This is a genomic window from Kitasatospora sp. NPDC059747, from assembly GCF_042732955.1.
Taxonomy (GTDB): Bacteria; Actinomycetota; Actinomycetes; order Streptomycetales; family Streptomycetaceae; genus Kitasatospora.
Map to the genome: position 1 here is coordinate 40,980 of NZ_JBHWGV010000028.1, position 21,527 is coordinate 62,506.

At 73.6% G+C, this 21,527-nt stretch carries 22 protein-coding genes and 2 pseudogenes; 14 read left to right on the plus strand and 10 right to left on the minus strand.

The window, feature by feature from the left end:
• Positions 1-55: 55 nt before the first annotated feature.
• On the minus strand, positions 56-1,561 hold the full coding sequence (locus tag ACFV4G_RS15065) for a lytic transglycosylase domain-containing protein (protein WP_380440271.1): 1,506 nt from the start codon (positions 1,559-1,561) through the stop codon (positions 56-58).
• A 477-nt stretch (positions 1,562-2,038) separates the two neighbouring features.
• On the opposite strand from ACFV4G_RS15065, the gene ACFV4G_RS15070 reads away from it, so the two are divergent.
• Together ACFV4G_RS15070 and ACFV4G_RS15075 are read left to right on the plus strand one after the other, a co-directional pair.
• A complete protein-coding gene (locus tag ACFV4G_RS15070; protein ID WP_380440273.1) occupies positions 2,039-2,464 on the plus strand; it encodes a hypothetical protein in 426 nt (141 codons plus the stop codon).
• Positions 2,465-2,482: 18 nt separating this feature from the next.
• The gene (locus ACFV4G_RS15075) at positions 2,483-2,806 is read left to right on the plus strand and encodes a hypothetical protein (protein WP_380440275.1); all 324 of its coding nucleotides are present in this window, start codon (positions 2,483-2,485) and stop codon (positions 2,804-2,806) included.
• Between the two features lie 34 nt (positions 2,807-2,840).
• Here the strand turns inward: ACFV4G_RS15075 and ACFV4G_RS15080 are convergent, their stop codons facing one another.
• The 3 genes and pseudogenes from ACFV4G_RS15080 to ACFV4G_RS15090 form a co-directional block, all read right to left on the minus strand.
• Positions 2,841-4,415: an alpha/beta hydrolase gene (locus ACFV4G_RS15080; RefSeq protein ID WP_380440277.1), complete on the minus strand. Its 1,575-nt coding sequence runs from the start codon at positions 4,413-4,415 to the stop codon at positions 2,841-2,843.
• A gap of 136 nt (positions 4,416-4,551) precedes the next feature.
• Entirely contained in the window at positions 4,552-5,190 is a 639-nt protein-coding gene (locus tag ACFV4G_RS15085; RefSeq protein WP_380440279.1) for an NAD(P)-dependent oxidoreductase, read from the minus strand.
• A gap of 169 nt (positions 5,191-5,359) precedes the next feature.
• Positions 5,360-6,130, minus strand: a pseudogene (locus ACFV4G_RS15090) (EamA family transporter); the annotation flags it as partial.
• Positions 6,131-6,242: 112 nt separating this feature from the next.
• Here ACFV4G_RS15090 and ACFV4G_RS15095 point away from each other — a divergent pair.
• The gene (locus ACFV4G_RS15095) at positions 6,243-6,740 is read left to right on the plus strand and encodes a MarR family winged helix-turn-helix transcriptional regulator (protein ID WP_380440281.1); all 498 of its coding nucleotides are present in this window, start codon (positions 6,243-6,245) and stop codon (positions 6,738-6,740) included.
• A 19-nt stretch (positions 6,741-6,759) separates the two neighbouring features.
• Positions 6,760-7,689, plus strand: coding sequence for an NAD-dependent epimerase/dehydratase family protein (locus ACFV4G_RS15100; protein ID WP_380440283.1), 930 nt, complete (start codon positions 6,760-6,762; stop codon positions 7,687-7,689).
• A 1-nt stretch (position 7,690) separates the two neighbouring features.
• Here ACFV4G_RS15100 and ACFV4G_RS15105 read toward each other — a convergent pair whose 3' ends face one another.
• Positions 7,691-8,521, minus strand: a complete 831-nt coding sequence (locus ACFV4G_RS15105) for an L-histidine N(alpha)-methyltransferase (RefSeq protein ID WP_380440285.1) — start codon at positions 8,519-8,521, stop codon at positions 7,691-7,693.
• A gap of 29 nt (positions 8,522-8,550) precedes the next feature.
• On the opposite strand from ACFV4G_RS15105, the gene ACFV4G_RS15110 reads away from it, so the two are divergent.
• Positions 8,551-10,047 (plus strand): PLP-dependent aminotransferase family protein, encoded by a 1,497-nt coding sequence (locus ACFV4G_RS15110; RefSeq protein WP_380440287.1) that lies wholly within the window; start codon positions 8,551-8,553, stop codon positions 10,045-10,047.
• Between the two features lie 76 nt (positions 10,048-10,123).
• Here the strand turns inward: ACFV4G_RS15110 and ACFV4G_RS15115 are convergent.
• Positions 10,124-10,831 (minus strand): annotated as a pseudogene (locus tag ACFV4G_RS15115) (helix-turn-helix domain-containing protein); the annotation flags it as partial.
• Positions 10,832-10,942: 111 nt separating this feature from the next.
• Between ACFV4G_RS15115 and ACFV4G_RS15120 the strand changes: the two are divergent.
• Entirely contained in the window at positions 10,943-11,470 is a 528-nt protein-coding gene (locus tag ACFV4G_RS15120) for a DUF6463 family protein (protein WP_380440289.1), read from the plus strand.
• A 128-nt stretch (positions 11,471-11,598) separates the two neighbouring features.
• On the opposite strand, the gene ACFV4G_RS15125 is transcribed toward ACFV4G_RS15120, so the two are convergent.
• On the minus strand, positions 11,599-12,306 hold the full coding sequence (locus tag ACFV4G_RS15125) for a response regulator (protein WP_380440291.1): 708 nt from the start codon (positions 12,304-12,306) through the stop codon (positions 11,599-11,601).
• On the minus strand, positions 12,303-13,544 hold the full coding sequence (locus ACFV4G_RS15130; protein WP_380440293.1) for a sensor histidine kinase: 1,242 nt from the start codon (positions 13,542-13,544) through the stop codon (positions 12,303-12,305). Before ACFV4G_RS15130 ends, ACFV4G_RS15125 begins: the two co-directional genes overlap by 4 nt.
• Before the next feature lie 139 nt (positions 13,545-13,683).
• On the opposite strand from ACFV4G_RS15130, the gene ACFV4G_RS15135 reads away from it, so the two are divergent.
• The 3 genes from ACFV4G_RS15135 (at position 13,684) to ltrA (ending at position 18,015) form a co-directional block, all read left to right on the plus strand.
• Positions 13,684-14,862: a serine hydrolase domain-containing protein gene (locus tag ACFV4G_RS15135; RefSeq protein WP_380440295.1), complete on the plus strand. Its 1,179-nt coding sequence runs from the start codon at positions 13,684-13,686 to the stop codon at positions 14,860-14,862.
• 81 nt (positions 14,863-14,943) lie between these two features.
• Positions 14,944-16,086 carry a serine hydrolase domain-containing protein gene (locus ACFV4G_RS15140; RefSeq protein ID WP_380440297.1) on the plus strand — a complete coding sequence of 381 codons (1,143 nt, stop codon included), beginning with the start codon at positions 14,944-14,946 and terminating at the stop codon, positions 16,084-16,086.
• A gap of 663 nt (positions 16,087-16,749) precedes the next feature.
• Positions 16,750-18,015, plus strand: a complete 1,266-nt coding sequence (gene ltrA, locus ACFV4G_RS15145; RefSeq protein ID WP_380440299.1) for a group II intron reverse transcriptase/maturase — start codon at positions 16,750-16,752, stop codon at positions 18,013-18,015.
• 358 nt (positions 18,016-18,373) lie between these two features.
• Here ltrA and ACFV4G_RS15150 read toward each other — a convergent pair whose 3' ends face one another.
• Positions 18,374-18,598, minus strand: a complete 225-nt coding sequence (locus ACFV4G_RS15150) for a hypothetical protein (protein ID WP_380301025.1) — start codon at positions 18,596-18,598, stop codon at positions 18,374-18,376.
• Complete coding sequence (locus ACFV4G_RS15155) at positions 18,573-19,259, minus strand: hypothetical protein (RefSeq protein WP_380301027.1); 687 nt, start codon at positions 19,257-19,259, stop codon at positions 18,573-18,575. Before ACFV4G_RS15155 ends, ACFV4G_RS15150 begins: the two co-directional genes overlap by 26 nt.
• Positions 19,260-19,372: 113 nt before the next feature.
• Here ACFV4G_RS15155 and ACFV4G_RS15160 point away from each other — a divergent pair, with 113 nt between their 5' ends.
• From ACFV4G_RS15160 to ACFV4G_RS15180, 5 genes are all read left to right on the plus strand, one after another.
• A complete protein-coding gene (locus ACFV4G_RS15160; protein WP_049649656.1) occupies positions 19,373-19,807 on the plus strand; it encodes an Hsp20/alpha crystallin family protein in 435 nt (144 codons plus the stop codon).
• 128 nt (positions 19,808-19,935) lie between these two features.
• Positions 19,936-20,229, plus strand: coding sequence for an STAS domain-containing protein (locus ACFV4G_RS15165; RefSeq protein WP_380301029.1), 294 nt, complete (start codon positions 19,936-19,938; stop codon positions 20,227-20,229).
• 44 nt (positions 20,230-20,273) lie between these two features.
• Complete coding sequence (locus tag ACFV4G_RS15170) at positions 20,274-20,678, plus strand: DUF2267 domain-containing protein (RefSeq protein ID WP_380301031.1); 405 nt, start codon at positions 20,274-20,276, stop codon at positions 20,676-20,678.
• Positions 20,679-20,748: 70 nt separating this feature from the next.
• Complete coding sequence (locus ACFV4G_RS15175; protein WP_380390135.1) at positions 20,749-21,147, plus strand: DUF2267 domain-containing protein; 399 nt, start codon at positions 20,749-20,751, stop codon at positions 21,145-21,147.
• 86 nt (positions 21,148-21,233) lie between these two features.
• A complete protein-coding gene (locus ACFV4G_RS15180) occupies positions 21,234-21,467 on the plus strand; it encodes a DUF6296 family protein (protein WP_380301035.1) in 234 nt (77 codons plus the stop codon).
• Positions 21,468-21,527 lie beyond the last annotated feature (60 nt).

Below are 21,527 nucleotides of genomic sequence, written 5' to 3' on the forward strand. Positions count from 1 at the left end.
GCCCCGCCCAGTGGGAACCCGGCGGGGCGAAGCGCTGTCGACGGCTGTTCCCGCCTCAGTGGCCGGACGGGGCCGCCGAGGGGGAGACACCCGCGCTCGGCGTCGTCGTCGGCGCGGCGTTTGGGGTGGTGGTGGCGGTCGGCGTCGCGGTGGCGCAGCCGGGGGCCGTCGGGGTCGCGCCCGGGGTGGGCGTGCCGCTCGGCGTGGCCGTCGGGGACGGGGTGCCGGTGGGCGTCGCGGTGGCCGTCGTGGTGGGCGTCGCCGTGGCCGTCGGGGACGGGCAGGCGGTGGGGGTGCCCGTGGGCGTGGGCGTGCCGGTCGGGGTCGCCGTGGCCGTCGCCGTGGCCGTCGGGGACGGGCTGCCGCTCGGGGTGGCGGACGGCGAGGGCGAGCCGCTGGGCGTCGGCCGCGGGTCCGCCGTGGGCGTCGGCTGCCCGGTCGGGTTGGGCTGCCCGGTCGGGTTGGGCTGGCCGGTGGGGTTCGGCTGGCCCGTCGGGTTCGGCTGGCCCGTCGGGTTCGGGGTCGGCGGGACGGGCGTGGGCGGCTGCGCGCTCGGCGAGGGCTGGGGCTGCGGCTGGACCGGCGTCGTGCCGGGCGTCGTCCCGGTGCCGGTGCCGGTGCCGGTGGTGGTGCCCGTGCCCGGCAGCGGGAACAGCGGGAGGGACGGTAGCGGCGGGAGGAGCGGCAGCAGCGGGGCCGGCCGGTCCGGGGAGGTCGTGACGGTGCCGCTGCCGAAGTGGGCCATCCAGTTCTTGACGGTCCGCAGGTACTCGCCCGAGTAGTTGTAGCTCAGGATCGCCCGGTCGAGCTGCGCCGGGTCGGCGAGGTCGCGGCCGTTGGCGCACAGGTAGCGGCCGGCCGCCTCGGCGGCGTCGAAGATGTTGTTCGGGTCGGCCTTGCCCTTGCCCTGGGTGTCGACGCCCCAGGTCGCCCAGGTGGACGGGATGAACTGCATCGGCCCGACCGCGCGGTCCCAGCGGGTGTCGCCGTCGAAGCGGCCGCCGTCGGTGTCGGCGATCGCGGCGTTGCCGCCGGTGCCGTCGAGCACCGGGCCGAGGATCGGGCGCAGCGTCGTGCCGACGGCGTCCACCTGGCCGCCGTCGGCCTGGCCGGACTCGACCTGGCCGATGCCGGCGAGCAGTTGCCAGGGCAGGTGGCAGCCGGGGGAGCGGGTGGCGAGCGAGGCCTCGGCCTGCTTGTAGGCGGCGAAGACGGTCGCCGGCAGCGAGGCGTCGGTGGCGGCGAACGGGCCGGCCCCGGGCACGCCGGGGATCGCGCCGGGCGGCTGGGGCAGCGGGACGGTGCCGCCGCCGTCGGCGGGCGAACCGGTGCCGAGGCCGGGGATCGTCGGGCCGCCCGGGGTGCCGGGGGCGGTGGACGCGGCGCTGTCGCCGGACTGCGTGGTCACGGAGTCGGCGGCGGCGACCGGGGCCAGCCCGAGGCTGGTCATCTGGGAGCCGGTCAGGGCCGCGAGCGCGGTGAACGCCGCCGCCGTCCCGGTGACCCGCTTGCTCAGCCGCACCTTTCGCCCGTTGTCCGCGCTGACGAACCTCGCCGTCATGCCGTGCCCCTCCCCGTGTGCCTGTCCGATCGTCCCGCTCAACGGACGGGTGGTCATCATCGTGCCTGCCGGTCCATGCCAATCCCGTCCCCGGGATGATTAGTATCACGACGATCCGACCGCACCCGAGTGTCCGGCGGGCGTCCGAGGACGCTCCGCCGCGTTAACGTCGCACGTCCCGGGCACGGCGCGGCAGTTGGCAGCGGCCCGGTCGTGCGCGCACCGGTGCCGAGCCGGCGCACCCGTCGGGCGGACCGGCGGTCCGGGGCACGGGGTGGTGCGTGCGCGGCCTTCCGAGCGCCCCGGCGCCGCCCGCGGGCCACCCCTCTGACCAGCCGGGATCGCGGCCGGCCGGGGGCCGTTCTCTACCAGGACGGGCGTCCCGGCGCCAGTCCGCGGCCCCAACTGGTCCCTGGACGGGTGATGTTGTGATGAAAGTGGGCATGCCAGGAGAGCCGGACCGGCATGCTGTGCCCCGTGACCGTGCGGACAGAGGCGCAGATATGGACGGAGGCCCCGATCGTGAGCGCGAACCTGCCGGAGGCCGTCGCCGAGGGGCCGGTCCTGCCGGCTCCCCCGAGAGTGGTGGACGACCTGGCCCGGGACCTGAGCCAGGCGGCGGCCGCCGTCCGGGCGGTGTCGCGGACCGGCCGCAGCGGGGGCGACGTCGCCGTGGCCGCGTACACCGCCGTGGTGTGCACCGGCCGTTCGGCGGCGCGGGCGCTGGAGGAGGCCGCCGCGTGGTGCCGTCAGGCGCCCGGGGCGGAGGTGCACTCGCTGGCCTGGGCCCGGGTGCCGGGGCACCGCGACGACGTCTACGAGTACCGCGTCACGCTGGCCGTCAGCTTCCCCGACGAGGAGACGGGGGAGCACTGCGGAGACACTCACCACGCCCGGCGGTGAACCCGTACGATGACGGCCATGAGCCCTGTGGATGCGAACGATCCGACGAACTCTTCATCCGCTTTTTCTCCGTCGCCCGCCGAGTCCGCCACGGAGCCCGCTCCCGAGTCCGCTGCCGAGCCGCGTGAACTCTCCACCGCGGCCGCCGTCTGCGCCACCGTCCTCAGCATCGTCGCCGGTGCGGCCGTGCTGCTGGCGTTCTTCCACTGGCTGGGCTGGAGCATCCCGGTGGTCGGGGTGCTCGTCGCCAAGCTCGGGATCAAGCTCGCCGTCGGCGGGGTGGCCGGGATCGCCGCCGGGGCCGCCTGGCTGCGCACGCGCAGGGGCACCGACCGGACGTGACGTCCGGCCGGCGCCGCGCCGGGGGCGGCGGGGATCAACCCGCCTGCGGGGAGGGGCAGGTCAGGTCGTGCTCGGGTGCCCGGCCGTCCAGCAGGTAGCGCTCGACGACTCCGGTCACGCAGGTGTTGGCGGTGGGGTACTGGCCGTGGTCGCCGTTGCCGGTGACGGTGACCAGCCGTGAGCCCCGCAGCGCGCGGTGGGCGCCGAGGGCGGCCTCGTAGTACGTCGCCGGGTCGTGCACCGAGTTGAGCATGACGGTCGGCGGCAGGTTCGCGCCCGTCACCTTCACGTGCGGGGCGTGGGTCTTGGGCCAGGACGCGCAGACGGCGCTGAAGGCCAGCGTCCGGGCGCCCGCGAGCGGGTAGCGGGCGGTGTTCTCGGCGCCGCGCTCGACCCAGGTGTCCAGGTCCCTGGTCCACGGGGTGTCGGAGCACGTCACGGAGAAGTACTCGGCGAGGAACTCCGGGCTGAGGTAGTGGCCGAACACCTGGCCTGCCATGTCCTTGGCCGCGGCGTCCGCGCCGTCCCAGTTGTCGACGGCCGCCAGCCCCTGTGCGAGGTAGGGGAAGTTCTCCTCCTCGTAGATCGCGCCGATCGCGCCGTTGTCGAGCTGGTTCGGGCCGATCGTCACCGACCCCGCGACGATCGGGCTGTCGTGCAGCGCCGCGCGCCGCTTCTCCCAGCGGTCCTTGACCTCCTGCGGCGTCGAGCCGAGGTGGTAGGTGCTGTCGCGGGCCGCGAGCCACGGCACGAAGTCCTCGTCGAACCGCCGCTGGAAGCTCATCGGCTGGCCGAGCTCGAAGTCCTCCCAGGTGCCCTCGAAGCCGATGTTGCTGTCCAGCACCATCCGCTCGACCCGGTGCGGGAACAGCGTCCCGTAGTAGGCGCCGATCATCGAGGCGTAGGACGGCCCGAAGTAGCTGATCCTCCGCTCGCCGAGCAGCGAGCGGAACAGGTCGAGGTCGTGGACGGTCTGCTCGGTGGTCAGGTAGGGGAGCAGGTCCCCGCTGTGCTCCTCGCACGCGGCCACGAGGGCCTGGGCGTTGGAGACGACGCGGTCGACCGCCTCGGGGGACTGGTCGCGGTAGTCGCCCGCCATGAACTCCTGGAACTGCTCCGGGCTCTGGCACTGCGCCCGGGTGCTGCGCCCGACCCCGCGCTGGTCGAAGCTCACGATGTCGTAGGCGGCACCGACCTTCGGGGCCTTGGTGGCGAGGCCGGCCGGGCGCAGCAGGCCCGAGGCGCCGGGGCCGCCGGCGGCCATGAGGAGGGTGCCCTGGCGGTGGGCGGGGTCGCCGGCGCGGTGGCGGGAGACGGCGATGGAGAGGTCGGCCCCGGCGTCCGGGTGGTGCCAGTCGCGCGGGACGGTCATCGTGGCGCACTCCAGGGCGGGCTGCCCGTCGCACGGCTTCCAGTCGAGCTGCTGCTGGGCGTAGCGGGCCGGGACGCTCACGGCGTCGCCCGGGTCCCGGGCGTCGTCCGGGGCGGCACTGGCGGTGGCGGGCAGTGCGAGCCCGGCCACCACGGCGGCGGCCACGGCGATGGCGGCGCGGCGGGTGCGGGAGGCGGCGGGCTTCGGGGCGGCGACGGTGTCGGTGGCTGTCTTCACGTGGAAAATCCTGTCGGACCGGCGGCTGACGGGCGATCACGTGGGCATCCGTTTCCGGGGTGGTGCCAGCTACACCTCCGTGCGGGGGCCGGCCCCCGGTCCGTCGTGCGGGGCGGACCGGGGAGCGGGCGTCGGATCAGTACGCCGCGGTGAAGCGGGTGCGGCGGTGGGCGGGGGTCTCGGCCTCGTCGAGGAGGGCGATGGCGAGGTCCTCCATCGAGATCGCGGAGTCGCCGTCGGCGTCCACGAGCAGTTCGTCGCGCCCGAGGCGGAACCGGCCGGTGCGGGTGCCGGGTTCGAGCAGGGCGGCCGGGCTCAGGTAGGTCCAGTCGACCTGCTCGTCGGCGCGGTAGAGCGCGAGCTGCTCGCCGCAGGCGAGGGCGATGGGGAGGATCGCGGCGGGGAAGCCCGGGGTGTCGACGAGGAGGGTGCCGCCGGTCCCGGGGACGGTGAGGCTGCCCGCGCCGCCGACGGCGAGCAGGCGCACGTCCGTCCCGGCGAGGCCGGCCAGCAGGCCCTTGGTGGCGACGGCGAGTTCGCCCTCGCTGCCCGGCGCGGGGCGGGTGGTGGTGATCACGACGTCCTGGCCGGCCGCGAGCCGCGCCACGTCCTCGGCGTCGCGGGCGTCGCCGACGGCTGTCGCCGCGGTGGCGGGCAGCCCGTGCGGCTTGCCCGGGTCGCGGACGACGGCGGTGACCTCGTGGCCGCGGGCGAGCGCCTCGGCGACGACCCGGCTGCCGACGTTGCCGGTCGAGCCGAACACGGTGATGCGCATGGGGATTTCTCCTTCGAAGGGGTGGCGGGATCAGACGTTCTCGTGGACGGACGGCTTCGGTGCCGGCCTGCGTCGCGGCGGTGGTGCGCGGGCGCTGCCGCTGGGCCGCGACCAGCGAGCCCAGGACGACGAGCGCGCCGAGGACCTGCAACGGCGTGAGGTCCTGTCCGAGGACGAGCCAGCCGAGCGCGGTGGCGACCACCGGGCTGAGCAGGGCCAGGAAGGACACCGAGTTCGGCGGCAGCGCCCGCAGCCCGCGGAACCACAGCACGTACGTCAGGGCCGCGCCGACCAGGCTGAGGTAGAGGTAGCCGAGCACATTGGTGCCCGTCAGGTGGGACGGCGGGGCGCCCTCGACGACCAGGGCGGCCGGGACGAGCAGCAGCCCGCCGGCGGTGAGCTGCCACCCGGTCGTCGCGAGCACCGGCGCGGGGGAGACCCAGCGCTTGGCGAGGACGAGGCCGGCGGCCATGACCACCGCGCTGCCGACCGCGGCGGCCAGGCCGACCGCGTCGAGCCGGGCGCCGGCCCGCAGCACGAGCAGGCTGACGCCCGCGACCCCGGCGATGCCGGACAGCACGGTGCGCAGCGTGATCCGCTCGCCCAGCAGCGCCGCCGAAAGCGCGGCGGTGACGAGCGGCTGGACGGCGCCGACGGTCGCGGCGATGCCGCCGGGCAGGCGGTAGGCGGCGACGAACAGCAGGGCCTGGAACAGCGCGATGTTGAGCGCGCCGAGGACGAGCGCCCGCCACCACCAGTCGCCCCGGGGCAGCCTGCGGGTGAGGGCGACGAGCAGGAGCCCGGCGGGCAGGCAGCGCAGGACGCCGGCGAGCAGCGGCCGGTCGGGCGGCAGGAGTTCGGTGGTGACGAGGTAGGTCGAGCCCCAGACGGCCGGGGCCAGTGCGGTCGGCAGCACGATGCCGAGTCGATGTCTTAGCACTAAGCCAATGTATCTCAGTGCTAAGACATTTCTTGGCGCTCCGGTGCCGTGAGGTGGCTCACAGTTACCTCACCGCTAAGGAATCACGGGGTCGATCCCCTACCCTGGACCCGTGGCAGATCATGTGGACCGCGTCGTCGCGCAGTGGGGCGCCGAGCGCCCCGACCTGGACGTCTCCCCGATGGAGGTGTTCGGCCGGCTCAAGCGCCTCTTCCGGCTGGTGGACGCGGAACTCAACCGCACCTTCGGCGAACACGGCCTGGACGCGGCCTCCTTCGACGTCCTCGCCACCCTGCGCCGCAGCGGCCCGCCCTACCGGCTCACCCCCACCGGCCTCATGCAGTCCGCCATGGTCACCTCCGGCGCCATCACCCAGCGCCTCGACCGCCTGGAGGCCCGCGGCCTGGTCACCCGCACCCGCAGCGACCAGGACGGCCGCAGCCGCGAGGTAGCCCTCACCTCCGAGGGCCACGACCTCATCGACCGCGCGCTGCCGGCCCACCTCGCCACCGAGTACCGCATGCTCGCCGGCCTCGACGAGGAGCAGACCGCCGCCCTCGTCGACGCCATGCGCACGCTCCTCGCCTTCCTCGGCGACAGCGCGGAGTGACGGGCCCTAAGGTGTCGCCGTGAGCTTTCATCTGGTGGTGGGATACGGGCCCGCGGGGGCGGCCACGGCGCGGCTGCTGGCCGGGCGTGGGCACGAGGTACGCGTCGTCACCCGGTCGGGGCGGCCCGCCGAACCCGGCATCGAGCACCTCGCGCTGGACGCCTCCGACCCCGCCCGGCTGACCGAGGCCGCGCGCGGCGCCGTCGCCGTCCACGGCTGCGCCGCGCCGCCCCTGCACCGCTGGGCCGCCGAACTGCCGCCGCTGGCCGACGCGCTGTGCGCCGCGGCCGAGGCGAGCGGCGCGGTGCTCGTCCTGCTCGGCAACCTGTACGGCTACGGCCCGGTGGACGGCCCCCTCACCGAAGACCTGCCGCTCGCCGCGACCGGCCGCAAGGGCCGGGTGCGGGCACAGGTCTGGGAGCGGGCGCGGGCGCTGCACGAGGCGGGCCGGATCCGGGCCGTCGAGGTCCGTGCCGCCGACTTCTTCGGCCCCGGCGTGACGGACCGCGGCCACCTCGCCGCCCGCGTCGTGCCCCGCGTCCTGGCCGGCCGCCCCGTCGCGGTCCTCGGCGACCCGGACGCGCCGCACAGCTGGACCTACCTGCCCGACGTGGCCGCCGCCCTGGCCGAGGCCGCCGACGACGAACGCGCGTGGGGCCGGGCCTGGCACGTCCCGACGGTCCCGCCGGCGTCGGCCCGCGCGATGGTGGCCGGCCTCGCGGAAGCGGCGGGCACCGGCCCGGTCGCCGTCCGCCGCACACCCCCGGCCGTCCTCGCCCTCGGCTCCCTCGTCTCCCCGCTGCTGCGCGAACTGCGGGAGACGCTCTACCAGTTCGACCGTCCGTTCGTGATGGACTCCTCCGCCCACGAGTCCACGTTCACCCTGCGCGCCACCCCGCTGGAGGAGCAGTTCCGCGCGACCGTCGAATGGTGGCGCGGGCGGCGCTGAGTCAGGGCTTCACCGCCACCGCCTTGAAGAACGTGTAGTGGAACGTCCCGCCCGGGTCCGCCGCGCGGCGCAGGGCGGCGATGCCCTCGTCGAACGCGGCGGGCGTGGCGAGGCCGGCGGACAGGGCGTCGTCGCGGACGGACTCGACCATGGCGACGAAGGTGCGGCGCGTGAAGCCCTCGACGAGGGACGGGCGGGACGCGTCGGCGTACACCGTGCGCGGGCGGACGGTGACGTCGGAGAAGCCGGCCGCGGTCAGGAGCGGGTGCAGGCGGCGGCCGACCAGGGCGTCGCCGCCCGCGTCGGACTGGAGGCGGACGAGGTGGCCGACGGCGGCGCGGGCGGCCGGACTGTCCGGGTGGAAGAAGGCCGAGCCGTGGTCGCCCTCGATCACCGTGATCGTGCCGCCCGGGCGCAGCACGCGCCGCAGGGCGGCCAGGCCGGCCGCCGGGTCGGCCAGGTGCTCCAGGACGAAGCACAGGAAGACGTGGTCGAACGTGCCGTCCGGGAAGGGCAGTTCGTGCAGGTCGCCGTGGTGCCAGGCGACCTCGGCGGCGGGCGCGTGTGCCGCCACCCGGGCCTGCGCGCGGGCCAGGGACTCGGCCGAGATGTCGGCCGCCGTCAGCCGTACGCCGGGGCTGGCTGCCAGCAGGTGCACGGTCTGCGCGCCCACCCCGCAGCCCGCTTCCAGGACCCGGCTCCCGGGCGGGTACGCGGTGCCCGCGTGGAGCAGGTCGGCGAGGGTGTTCGCCTGGTCGTCGAGGCGGCGGGCCTCGGTGTCGGAGTAGCCGTGGACGTAGGGGCCGTCGTGCGGGGCGGTCTCGGTGGTCATGGCCTCAACCTTCGGCCCACAATGGCCCGGTGAACAGGTCCATAGGTGACGCTCCCGACCGGTCCAAAGAGTCCGGAGCCGCCGACCCCGGCGCCGACTTCCTCCAGCTCGACACCGCCGAGGCCCCACCCGGCGGACTCACCGACTGGCTCGCCCACCGCCTGCGCGAGGCGGTCGCCGACGGCCGCCTCCCGGTCGGTGACCGGCTGCCCGCGACCCGCGTGCTCGCGGCCGAACTCGGCGTCTCCCGAGGGGTGGTGACCGACGCCTACCGGCGCCTCGCCGAGGAGGGACAGGTCGCCGGACGGGGGAGGGGAGGCACCGTCGTCGTCGCGGCCCCCGCGCCGCCCGTGCCGGCACCGCCCGCCGCCCGCCCGGAACCCCCGCTGTTCCGCCCCGATCCCGGGCCCGAGGTGTTCGACGCCCTGCGCGCCGCCCCCGCCCGGATCGACCTCTCGCCCGGCCGCCCGGACCTCGCCGCCTTCCCCCGCGCCGCCTGGCTGCGCGCCGAACGCGCCGTCCTCGACGGCCTGTCCGCCCACGACCTCGGCTACGGCGACCCGCGCGGCACGCCGGAGCTGCGCCGGGCCGTCGCGCACTGGCTCGCCCGCAACCGCGGCGTCCGCGCCGACCCCGACGAGGTCCTGATCACCGCCGGCACCGCCCAGGCCCTCGCCCTGACCGGCCAGGCGCTCGGCCGGGCGGGCATCACCGAGGTCGCCGCCGAGGACCCGGGCTCGCTCGGCGCCCGCCAGCACCTCGCCCACTGGCTCGCCGCGACCCCGCCCGTCCCGGTCGACGCCGACGGCGTCCGGGTCGACGCGCTGCGCGCCACCGGCGCCCCCGCCGTCCTGCTCACCCCCGCCCACCAGTACCCGACCGGCGTGGTCCTCAGCGGGGAGCGGCGGCGCGAACTCCTGCGCTGGGCGGGCGAGGGCGGGCTCGTCATCGAGGACGACTACGACGCCGAGCACCGACACGACCGCCCGCCGGTGCCCGCCCTGCGTGCCGCCCTCCCGGACCGCGTCCTGTACGCGGGCAGCGTCTCCAAGCTGCTCGCGCCCGCCCTGCGCACCGGTTGGCTCCTCGTGCCGCCCCGCTTCCGCGAGGACGTCCTCGCCGCCAAGCGCTACGCCGACCTTGGCAACCCCGTCCTGCCGCAGCTCGTCCTCGCCCGGGTGATGGAGTCCGGCGCGCTCGAACGCCACCTGCGGCTGCTGCGCCGCCGCCACCGCCGCCGGCGGGACGCGATGATCGCCGCCGTCCGCGAGCACCTCCCCGGCGCCACCGTGCACGGCGCCGCGGCCGGGCTGCACCTGATGCTCACGCTCCCGGCGGACCTCGGCTGCACCGACACCGAGCTGGCGACGGCGGCGCTCGCGCACGGGGTCAAGGTGCAGCCGCTGTCGTGGCACGCGCGACTGCCGTACGCGCAGGGGCTGGTCCTCGGGTACGCGGCCGGTGCGCCGGGCGAGATCGCGGAGGGGGTGGCGGTGCTGGGGCGGCTGGTGCGCCGGTCGGGGTAGCCGAGGGTGCCGGTGGCGCTTGTGTCCGGCTCTCGGTGGAGCGTTTCAGGGTCTCGGCGAGGGCGGCGCCGGGGGTGCGGCCGATGAGTGCGGTGACGGTGCGGGTCAGGTGGGCCTGGTCGGCGAACCCGGCCTCGGCCGCGGCGGTCGCCAGGCCCGCGGCGCCGCTGTGCACCATCGCCTCGCGGGTGCGGTGCCAGCGGCGCAGGCCGGCCAGCGGGCAGCCGGCGGCTTCGGCCGACAGCTGCCGCAGGCGGCGCGGGGAGACGCCGACCCGTTCCGCGACGGCGGCCAGGTCCGTTCCGGTGCGCAGCAGGTCGACGGCCCGCCGGAAGCGGGGGTCGACGGCCGCGGGCGGCCCGAAGAGACCGTGGACGGCGCGGCGCACGGCGTGGAGCTCGAAGCCGCCGTCGACCGCGGCCAGCAGTGTGCCGACCTGTGCACGGTCGAGTTCGTGGACGCGGCGCCCGGCGGGGAGCGCCAGGCCGTGGGGGTCGATCCAGAGCCGGGTGCCCCCGTCCGGGCGGGTGAAGGTCGTGGGCAGGCCGGGCGGGATCAGCAGCCCGGGGCCGGCGGCCACCCGGCCGCGGTCGTCGGTGGCGGTGACCGGACCGTCCCAGGACAGGGTCAACTGCCAGGCCGGTGCGGCGTGTGGTCGCACCGTGCCGGAGGTGGACGCCGCGAAACAGGTGAACTCGGCGGCGACGGCGGCGAAAGCCAGCCGGCCGTCGCCCTCCAGGCGCCAGGACCGCGACTGTTCGACCACGTCGGCATCGTCGCACACGCTCCCGGTCCCGTTCCCGGGTGGCCCTGCGGGCGCGCATTGCCGTTCCGTTCAAGCCCGCGGCCCGGCGGCCGGAGGACCATCTCCCTACCCGAACGAGGAGGTGCGGTCATGACGACCACGACCGGGGCGAGGCCGGCCCCCACGACCGGAATCATCACCTGGGCCGGATGGCTCCTGGTGGTGTTCGGAACCGCGCACACGGTGCTCGCGCTGACCAAGGAACACGCCGCGAGCCACATCGGGGAGTGGCTCGGCGGGGAGCTGTGGGGCGCCTCCCTGTCCGAGATGAGCCCGGCCGGAAGCGCGTACTGGCTGACGGTCGACAGCTTCGCCCCGCCCTTCGTCATCATCGGCCTGACCATCCTGTGGCTGAACCGCCGCGGCATCGCCCCGCCGCCGTTCATCGCCTGGGCCCTGTTGTCCTGGACGGTGGCCGGCGCGGCACTCGCCGGATTCGCACCCCCGCTCGACCTGGCCGCGGAGATCCTGCTGCTGGTCGCCGCCCGCCGCGCCAATTCTCCCGAACGCCGTCCGCCGGGGTTCACACCCGTCCTGACCTGCGACGGAGCGAACCGATGGACGGTGGGTGAACCCGGCGGGACGGGGGTGAACGAGACCAAAACCGAGACCATGTGACCGGCTGGCGCAGCCCATGGCGGCCGAGGGGCCTACTTCGGAACGTCGCCCGCGAGCCACCAGAACCGCAACCGGGACGCAGCCGGGATCGCGTTGTAGCCGTCTCGGTCGGGTGCCGTTCGGAATGGTCAGCCGGTGAAGCCCGGGACCACCAGGCCGGATTCGTACGCGATCACCACGGCATGGGTCCGGTTCTGCGCGCCGAGCTTGGTCAGCACATTTCCGACGTGGGTCTTGACCGTCTCCAGGCTCACCGTGAGGGACTCCGCGATCTCCGGATTGGAGAGCCCGGTGGCCATCAGGCGCAGTACCTCCTCCTCCCGGCCGGTCAGGGCGGCCTGCGGCAGGGCCTCGGCGGAGCCCAGCGGGCGGGCGGCGACCATGCGGCCCAGTGCGGCCGGGAAGAGGACCGCTTCGCCCGCCGCCACCACCCGGACCGCCTCGGCGATCCGGCGGACCGGGAGGCGCTTGAGGACGAAGCCGCTGGCGCCCGCGCTGAGGGCGGCGGTGACGTAGCCGTCGTTCTCGAAGGTGGTGATCACCACGACCTTCGGCGGGTCGGCTGCTTCGGCCAGCAGTTGGCGGGTGGCCTCGATCCCGTTGCGACGCGGCATCCGGACGTCCATCAGGACCACGTCCGGCCGCAGGCTCTGCGCCCGTTCGACCGCCTCGACGCCGTCGGCGGCCTCGCCGACCACCGTGATCCCCGGCTGTGCGGCGAGCAGCATGCGCAGGCCGCTGCGGGTCACCTCGTCGTCGTCCGCGATCATGAGGGTGATGGCGGGGCTGGTGACGGCAGGGAGGGCGATGCCTTCGCCCGCGTCGGATCCACTCACGCCGAGACCCGTACCGGCAGCCGGACGGCCAGCCGCCAGTGCTGCGTCCCGTCCGGGCCGGCCTGGAACTCACCGTGCAGCAGCCGTACGCGCTCGGCCAGTCCGGGCAGGCCGTGGCCGGAGGTCGGGAAGGCGCCCGGTCCCGGGCCCGGCCGTGCCCCGGTCCGATTGACCACCGCGAGATCCAGCCCGTCCGGCCCGGCCGCCACCCGGACTTCGATCGGGCCGCCCGCCCCGTGGCGCAGCGCGTTCGTCAGCCCCTCCTGGAGGATCCGGTACGCCGCCCGGGAGAGCGTCCCCTGCACCTGCGTCAGCTCACCCGACAGGGCCGGTTCCACCACCGCCCCCGCGTGCCGCAGACGGTCCAGCAGCTCGGGGAGGTCGGCCAGGGTCCGGGTCGGCGCTGTTCCCGACTGTTCCTCGCGCAGCACTCCGAGCACGTAGTCCAGGTCCTCCAGCGCGGCCCGGGTCGACTCCTCGATGCTGCGCAGGGCGGCCCGCGCCGCCGCCGGGTCGGCGGAGAGCACCTCGCCCGCCACCGCCGCCTGGATGGTGGCCGCCGTCAGCGTGTGCCCGATCGAGTCGTGCAACTCGTGAGCGATCCGATTGCGTTCGGCCAGCAGCAGCTCCCGCTCGGCAGCCAGCGCGAGCCGCTCGGCCGCCGACGGGCCCAACAGCCGTGGCGCCGACCACCGCAGGGCCTTCGTCACCAGTACGCAGACGGCCACCGCCAGCAGGATGCACACGGCCGCCACCACCCAGCTCCACCCGCCCGACACCCGGACCGAGGTGCCGAACAGGCTCGCCCGCGCCTCGCCGCCGAGCCAGTTCCCCGGCAGGGAGATGCCCATGATGAACAGCACCCCGCTCGCCAGCGCCCCCGTCCACCCGACGGCCACGTGCAGCACCAGCCAGACCGGGGTCCGCCAGCGGTCGAGGCCGAGTGAACCAGAGGTCCGGCGACCGGCCACCGGATTCGGCAGCGGCACCCGCAGCAGCCGGCGGGCGGACACGACCAGCGCCCGCCGTACGGAGCGCGCCAGTCCGACCACCCCGACCAGCACCGCCCAGACCAGCAGGACCAGGACGATCTGCACGCCTTCCGGAGCGGATCGCCACGACAGCGCCGGCAACAGGGCGAGAGGCAGCAGCGGAAGGCTCGCCAGCGCGCCGCAATAGGCGAACAGCACACCCGAATACGTGGAGCCGCGCAGCAGCGGCCGGATTCCCCTGATCATGGTCGCCAGTATTGCCGGGCAGCCCACCGGCAGCCTCCCCCGAAAGGGGGAGCGATTTCTCCCGCCTTCCCGCGATGCGGTCAGAGGCCCCTGGAAACCAGGATTGTGCCCAGACCAAACGATCCCCAGGAGTTGACTGATGCGTGCTCGGATCCGGCAGGGCCTTCGTTCCTCGACCCGGCAGCAGGGCGGCAGGCGGCGACGAGCGGTGTCGGCCGCCGCCGCGGTGGCCATCGGCGTCATGACGCTGGGCGCCCTCGCCCCGCCCTCCGCCTCCGCTGCTGCCGCCGCCAGGCAGGACGCCGTCCAGCAGGCCCTGAACACGTTGGTGCGCCACGACGGGATGCCCGCCGCCCTGGCGAGCGTCCAGGACCGGAACGGCCGCACCCGCACCTACACCGCAGGAGTCGGCGACCTGACCACCGGCTCGAAGGTACCCAGGGACGGCCAGGTACGGATCGGCAGCAACACCAAGGCGTTCACGGCGGTCGTGGTCCTGCAACTGGTCGGCGAAGGGAAGATCGGACTCGACGCCTCCGTCGACACCTACCTGCCCGGCCTCGTCCGCGGGGATGGGATCGACGGGCGCCGCATCACCGTCCGCCAGCTCCTCCAGCACACCAGCGGACTCCCCGACTACGGCATCCACCTCGACGACGACGAGATCAGGAACCGGTACTTCGAGCCCCGCGAGCTGCTCGACATCGCCCTCCGGTACAAGGCCGACGCGGCTCCGGGGACGACGTGGGGGTACAGCAACACCAACTACGTCCTGGCGGGCCTGATTGTCCAGAAGGTCACCGGCCGCCCCCTGGCCGAGGAGATGGACCGGCGCATCATCAAGCGCATCGGGCTGCGCCACACCTACTTCCCCGCCCCCGGCGAGATGACCATCCGAGAGCCGCACCCCCAGGGCTACCACCGAAACCCGGCGGACGGACCGCTGCGCGACTTCACGGAGTCGGACCCCTCCGCCGGCTGGGCCGCAGGCCAGTTGATCTCCACCAACTCCGACCTCAACCGCTTCTTCACCGCGCTCCTCGCCGGCCACCTCCTCCCGGCGGACCAGCTCGCCGAGATGCGCACGACCGTCCCCGCCGGGACCTCGGGCCTCCGCTACGGGCTGGGGCTCACGAGCAGGCCGCTGTCGTGCGGCGGCGTCTACTGGGGCCACGGCGGCGACATCGCGGGGTACGAGACCCGGGGCGGTGTCACCGACGACGGCCGCGCCGCCAACGTCGCGGTCACCACCATCCCGACGGACGAGGCGGCCACCCAGCACGTGAAGGACGCCGTGGACAGGGCCCTGTGCGGCTGAGGCACGCCACCCCGCCCGGGCCGGGCTCGCCGGGCCCGGGCGATCCGAACGAAGATCCGGCAATCCCCCAGGAGTTGACTCATGCGTGGACGGACACGGCAAGGACTTCGGCGGCGACGGGCCCTGTCGGCCGCAGCCGCGCTGACCATCGGCGTTATGACGCCGGGCGTCCTGTCGGCGCCCCAGGCCTCGGCCGCCAGGCAGGATTCCGTCCAGCGGAGCCTGAACGCGCTGGTGCGCGACGACGGGATGCCCGCCGCGCTGGCGAGCGTCCAGGACCGGAACGGCCGCACCCGGACCTACACCGCAGGAGTCGGCGACCTGACCACCGGCGCACCGGTACCCGTCGACGGGCAGGTGCGGATCGGCAGCAACACCAAGACCTTCGTCGCGGTCGTCGTCCTCCAGCTCGTCGCGGAGCGGAGGGTGGACCTGGAGGCCTCCGTCGACACCTACCTGCCCGGCCTCGTCCGCGGGGAGGGGATCGACGGACGCCGCATCACCGTCCGCCGGCTCCTCCAGCAGACCAGCGGACTCCCCGACTACAGCGACTACCTCGGGGACGACGTCCGGTACTACGCCCCCCACGAACTGCTCGCCACAGCCCTCCAGCACCCGGCCGACTTCGCCCCCGGGACGAGTTGGAAGTACAGCAACACCAACTACGTCCTGGCCGGCCTGATCGTCCAGAAGGTCACCGGCCGCCCCCTGGCCGAGGAGATCGACCGGCGCGTCGTCCGACCCGCCGGGCTGCGCCACACCTACTTCCCCGCTCCCGGTGACGTGAGCATCCGGGAGCCCCACCCCCACGGCTACTACCGGGAATCGGCGGACGCGCCGCTGCGCGACATCACGGAGATCGACCCCTCCTGGGGCTGGGCGGCAGGCCAGATGGTCTCCACCGGCTCCGACCTCGACCGCTTCTTCAGCGCACTCCTGGCCGGCCGCCTCCTGCCCTCGGCCCAGCTCGCCCAGATGCGCTCCACCGTCCCTGCCGAAGCGACCTTCGGCCCCGGCGCCCGCTACGGACTTGGACTCGTCAGCCGCCCGTTGCCGTGCGGCGGCCTCTCCTGGGGCCACGGCGGCAGCTTCCCGGGGTACGAGACCCGGGGCGGCGCCACCGACGACGGCCGCGCCGCCAACGTCGCGGTCACCATGCAGCTCACCGACGAGGCGGCCCGGAGGAATCTCGAACGCGCCGTGGACACCGCCCTGTGCCGCTGAACCTCGCCGAGCGCGTGCCGCGAGGCAGAACGACCGATGGGCCCGGCCGCAGTGCGGTCGGGTCCTTCGTTTGCCCTGGCGTTGCGTCCTGAACGTGAGAAGGAGTTGGTAGTAGGACAGCTTCCGATTGCGGTGCTGTATGGAAGATGAAGGTTTGGCCCTTCGGAGCCGCCCTACGGGGGGAGGCTTCAAACCGCCTCATGCTGCGTTGGCTGAAGACCGTCGTGGTGAGCGATGAGGAAAAGGCGTCGTAAGAGGCGTCAGGTGGGGACCGGAAAGACGAACGCAAGTGAATCGCCGCTGATGTGTCGAAAGCAAAACAGACGGCATCGAAACCGGGGTCGCTGCCTGGACCCCGGGATGAGCCTGGCGGGTGCCCGTTTATTGGCCAGGCGGTGTCCGGCATGCAGGCGACGTGAGTCCGGTCTGCTGCTTCCGTACGGAACAGGAGAAGGCGGGATCCGATAGTCCCCACCGGCTTGGTGGGGGAGAGGGAGTGCCCCGAGCAGACGCAACTGTGAGGGGTCGAGTACCGATGCGGGTCCTGCTGGCGGACCGGCCTGTAGTAGCGGTGAGGCCCCTGTAATGGGGGCGGAGCGAAGGGGCCGGGCTGCTCGTGACTGAGTTGATCACATCAACCGGAAGTGCTCCGGGAGGAGTGGGATGAGCCAGTTGAAGTCTCAGACCAAGCCGTTTGATATCTCGAAGCGGGAAGTCGTGGAAGCGTGGGAGGAAGTCAGGGCGAACAGAGGTGCACCCGGCGTGGACGGGCAGAGCATCGACGATTTCGAGAAGGATCTCCAGGGTAACCTGTACAAGATCTGGAACCGTATGTCGTCGGGCTCCTACTTCCCGCCTCCGGTGCGCGCGGTGGAGATCCCGAAGCCTCACGGTGGCGGTACGAGAATGCTCGGCATTCCCACTGTCGCCGACCGGGTGGCGCAGACCATTGTGGCCCGGCATCTCGTGCGGAGGGTGGAGCCGATTTTCCATCCGGACAGCTACGGATACCGGCCCGGACGGTCCGCCTTGGACGCAGTGGGAAAGTGCCGGGAGCGGTGCTGGCGGAAGAACTGGGTGGTCGAATTCGACATCCGGAAGTTCTTCGACAGCGTGCCCTGGGACCTGCTGGTCAAGGCGGTGGACGCTCACACCGACGCCGTTTGGGTGAAGTTGTACGTGCGGAGGTGGCTTGCTGCCCCGCTCGTCATGCCCGGCGGCTCCCAGATGAAGCGGGAGCGCGGGACGCCGCAGGGCGCCCCGGTGTCTCCCGTGCTGGCGAACCTGTTTCTGCACTACGCGTTCGATACCTGGATGGTCCGGAACTTCCCGGGCGTCCAGTTCGAGCGCTACGCGGACGACGCGGTGCTGCACTGCGTCTGCGAGAGCCAGGCCCGCACGGTCCTGGCGGCGCTGCGGGAGCGGATGGTCGAGGTCGGGCTGGAACTCCACCCGGACAAGACCCGGATCGTCTACTGTAAGGACCAGGTTCGTCGGGGCTCGTACGAGCACACGGCGTTCACGTTCCTCGGGTACACGTTCCGTGCCAGGAAGGGGCGGAGTCGACACGGGAACCTGTTCCTCGGCTTCGACCCGGCGATCAGCAGGGACGCCCTGAACAAGATCAGCCGCGAGGTGCGGAGCTGGCATCTGCACCTTCGCACCGATCTGACCTTCAACGAGCTGGCGCGGAGGGTAAACCCCAAGGTGGCCGGCTGGATCAACTACTACGGCCGGTTCCGGCCGTGGGAGATGTTCGCCTTCCTGACCCGCATCAACGCCTACCTGGTGCGGTGGATCCGCAAGAAGTACGGACGGCTCGCGGGCAAGCGGAAGGCGCTGGCGAAGCTCCGGGAGATCGCCCGGCGCTACCCCCGCATGTTCGCGCACTGGCGGCTCACGCCAACTGCGTGTGCGGTGTTGGTCTGATGATCAGAGCGGCACGAGCCGTGTAACGGGAGACTGTTACGCACGGTTCTGTGAGGGCCGGGGGGTGAGATTCCCCCCGGCTACTCGGCGGCAGAGGCGGAGGATACGAGATTCGAACTCGTGAGGGGTTGCCCCCAACACGCTTTCCAATTCTCCCGAACGCCGTCCGCCGGGGTTCACACCCGTCCTGACCTGCGCCGGAGTGAACCGCTGGGCGGCGGCTGAACCCGGCTGGACGGGGGTGAATGAGACCAAAACTGAGACCAGCTGGCTCCGCTCACCAGGCCCGACAGCCCCTGCTCACGACGCCTCTGGTCAGCTGGCTCCTGCCTCTACGCGCCATGAGGCGAGCCCGCTCCTAAGCACGGGGACTGTCCGGATCGGGGGCGGGCAGTGGCCAGTTGGGGTGGGCGAGGTGGCGGCGCAGGGCGTCGAGGCGGGCGAGGTGGTGGTCGAGGGCGGCGTTGACGGTGCTCGTGGTGGCGGCCACTCGTGCTTCGAGGTCGTGGATCCGGTCCAGGAGGTCCTGCCAGCGCCTTTCGGCGGCGGTGGCAGGGTCAGGCGCGGCGTCGGTCGCTGTCATCGCGGAGCTGGGTGGTGTGGTGGGTGAGGGCGTCGAGGCGGGTGGCGAGGTGGCCCTGGCCGGTTCCGAGGTGGGGGCGGACGGCGGCGAGGGGCTCTATCAGGTCGGCGGGGTCGGTGGCGCCGAGGGCGGCGGTCAGGGCGGCCTGGGCGGGACGGGCGCCGGGAGCGAGTGCGGCCGTGGTGATCTGGGCGGCGAGGACCCGCAGCTCGGCGGCGTTGTCGCGGGCCCAGACGGTGACCGATCGGTCGGCGGCTCGCCGGTCACGGACAGCCTTGACCCGTTCCGCGCCGGTACCGGACCGCGAAACTTCGGCGGCGGGCTTGAGGCGCAGGTAGCGGTTCTCGGCGGCCTGGCGGCTGGCGACGCCCATCGGGTGGGCGAGGTCGGCCCAGGTGGCGCCGGCTTCCCGGGCGCTCTCCACCAGGCCGGCCTCCCAGCCGGCGAGCTGGCCGCGTAGTTCGCGCAGCAGGACGAGTGCGGCCAGGGCCTGCTCGGGGCCTTCCCGCTCACCGGGGGCGGTCGGGGGCCGGGACGCGGGGTTCTGGGCGGTGCGGACGGCGTCGTCGATGGCGGCCAGCGCCGCCGCGGCTGCCAGGAACGAGACGGGCTCGACCGGCGGGCAGGCGTTGGGGGCGGCTCTGCGGGACTTCTCGCTCATGCAGTCACTCTATAGGCGACGCGGCGACTTGTCATCGGATGGATGACGCGCTAGAAAGGAGTCAGGTGAAGCGCACTGGCTCCCACAGCCCAACCACCTGGAGGTGTTTCGCAATGCTGCTGCGCACTGACCCGTTCCGTGAGCTGGACCGGCTGACCCAGCAGTTCCTCAACACGACCGGCACCTGGTCGCGTCCGACGCCGATGCCGTTGGACGCCTACCGGGCCGGCGACGAGTACGTGATCTGCTTCGACCTGCCGGGGGTTGACCCGGAGGCGATCGACATCGACGTCGAGCGGAACATGGTGACCGTCAAGGCCGAGCGCCGCCCGCGCCAGGAAGGCGAGGGCATCAAGTGGGAGCTGTCCGAGCGCCCGCTCGGCGTGTTCTCCCGCCAGGTCATGCTCTCCGACACCCTCGACCCCGCCGGGATCACCGCCGACTACGACGCCGGCGTGCTGACCCTGAAGATCCCGGTCGCCGAGAAGGCCAAGCCCCGCAAGATCGAGATCAGCCACAGCGGAAGCCGCAAGCAGATCCAGGCCTGATCCGTTCCCCGATGCCGTTCCGGCCGCCCCTGATCTCTCCCCCTCGATCGAATGGGGCGGCCGGAACATCCCTCGACCGCCGGGCCGGCCTACTTGGACCGGCCTACCAGCAGCGACGCGGAAACGCCATGAACGGCCAGAGCAACCAGCCCTTCATCGTGCGAGCCCACGGCGAGATCGACCTCGACGCCGCACCCTCGCTGCACCGTGCTCTGGCCACCGCGCTCGAGTCGCACCGGGAGGTGGTGCTGGATCTGTCGGAGGTGACGTTCATGGACTGCGCGGGCCTGGGCGCCTTGGTCCGGGCCCAGGGCCAGGCCGACCGGTGCGATGCCCGCCTGGTCCTGCGCGGGGCCGGCCGCTGCGTGATGCGGCTGCTCAAGCTGACCGGTCTGCACCGGCGCCTGGCTGTCGAGCCTTGAGGCCACCCGGGCGCGCCGGGCCTCGGTACGGAGGAAGAACCGCGATGACGCTTCGATGGGAGACGTTCCTGGAAGAGGTCCGGGAGCGCGGTGAGTACGACAGCCCGCAGGAGGCCGAGCGGGCCGCCCGGGTAATCCTGGCCCTGCTCGGCGCCCACCTGGTCGGCGACGTGCGCGCCGAACTGGCCGCCCGACTGCCCGAGACCATGGCCCTGATCCTGCTCAACCCGCTGCACGCCGCCGAGCCACTCAACCCCGAGCGGTTCGTGCGCGCGACCGCGGCCTGGATCGAGGGCGCCACCGAGGCCACGGCCCTGTGGGACATCGGCGCCGTCCTGTCCACAGTGGCCGACGCCGCCGGCGACTACCTCATGGACCAGGTCCTGCTCCAGTTGCCACCCGGCTACGACCTGCTGTTCGGCCGCCCGACCGCAGGGACGCGACCCTGACCCTGACCCTGACCACCCCTCACACGCCGCCGGCCCGCCCAGCGGCCAGCCCCTGGAAGGCTCCACGGTCATGACCCGCTACCGCCACCTCCTCCAGCAGGTCCGCAACCTCGGTCGCTACCCCACCGACGAGGAAGCCGAACGCGCCCTCGATGCCGTCCTGGCCCTCCTCGGCTCCCAGCTCACCGGCGACGAACGCTGCGACCTCGCCGCAGCCCTGCCCGAACGGGCCCGCGCCGTCCTCGCCGCCCAGATCCCCCTGCCCCACCCCGTCACCGCCCCCGCTTTCGTCGAAAGCCTCGCCCACACCCTGGGCACCAGCCTCACCGCCGCCCGCTGGGACGCCTCCTCCGTCCTGGCCGCCCTCACCACCCTCACCGACGACAACCTCACCGACTGCCTCCTCGCCCACCTACCCCGCGGCTACGCCCTGCTGTTCGGCCGCGCGGACCTGGCCGCCGTCGCCTGAAACAGCGGGCCCGACCCACCTCGCGGGAGCGCTCCGCGCTGCCCTGGCAAGCACCCAACCGCACACCGAATGAGGCGACGCGACCGATGGACAGACCCCAGCGCTACGCGGTCACCCTGCCCGGCCCGCCCGGCCGGCACGGGCCGCCCGAGGTCGTCGTCGTCCACCTCATCGGCGTGTACACCGCTACCGGGGAACCGGTGTACACAGATGAGGCGGGCGCATTCCGGGTGGCGATCGAAGGAGAGGTGGCCCGGCCGCTCACCGCGCTGCCGGGGCCCGGCCGCCATGCCTGCCTTCACGCCGTGCCACTGCCCTGACCGGATGCTCGCGGTTCTCGGTGCCCCGAGTGAAGTGCCAGTGTTCGCCGTCGTCTTGGC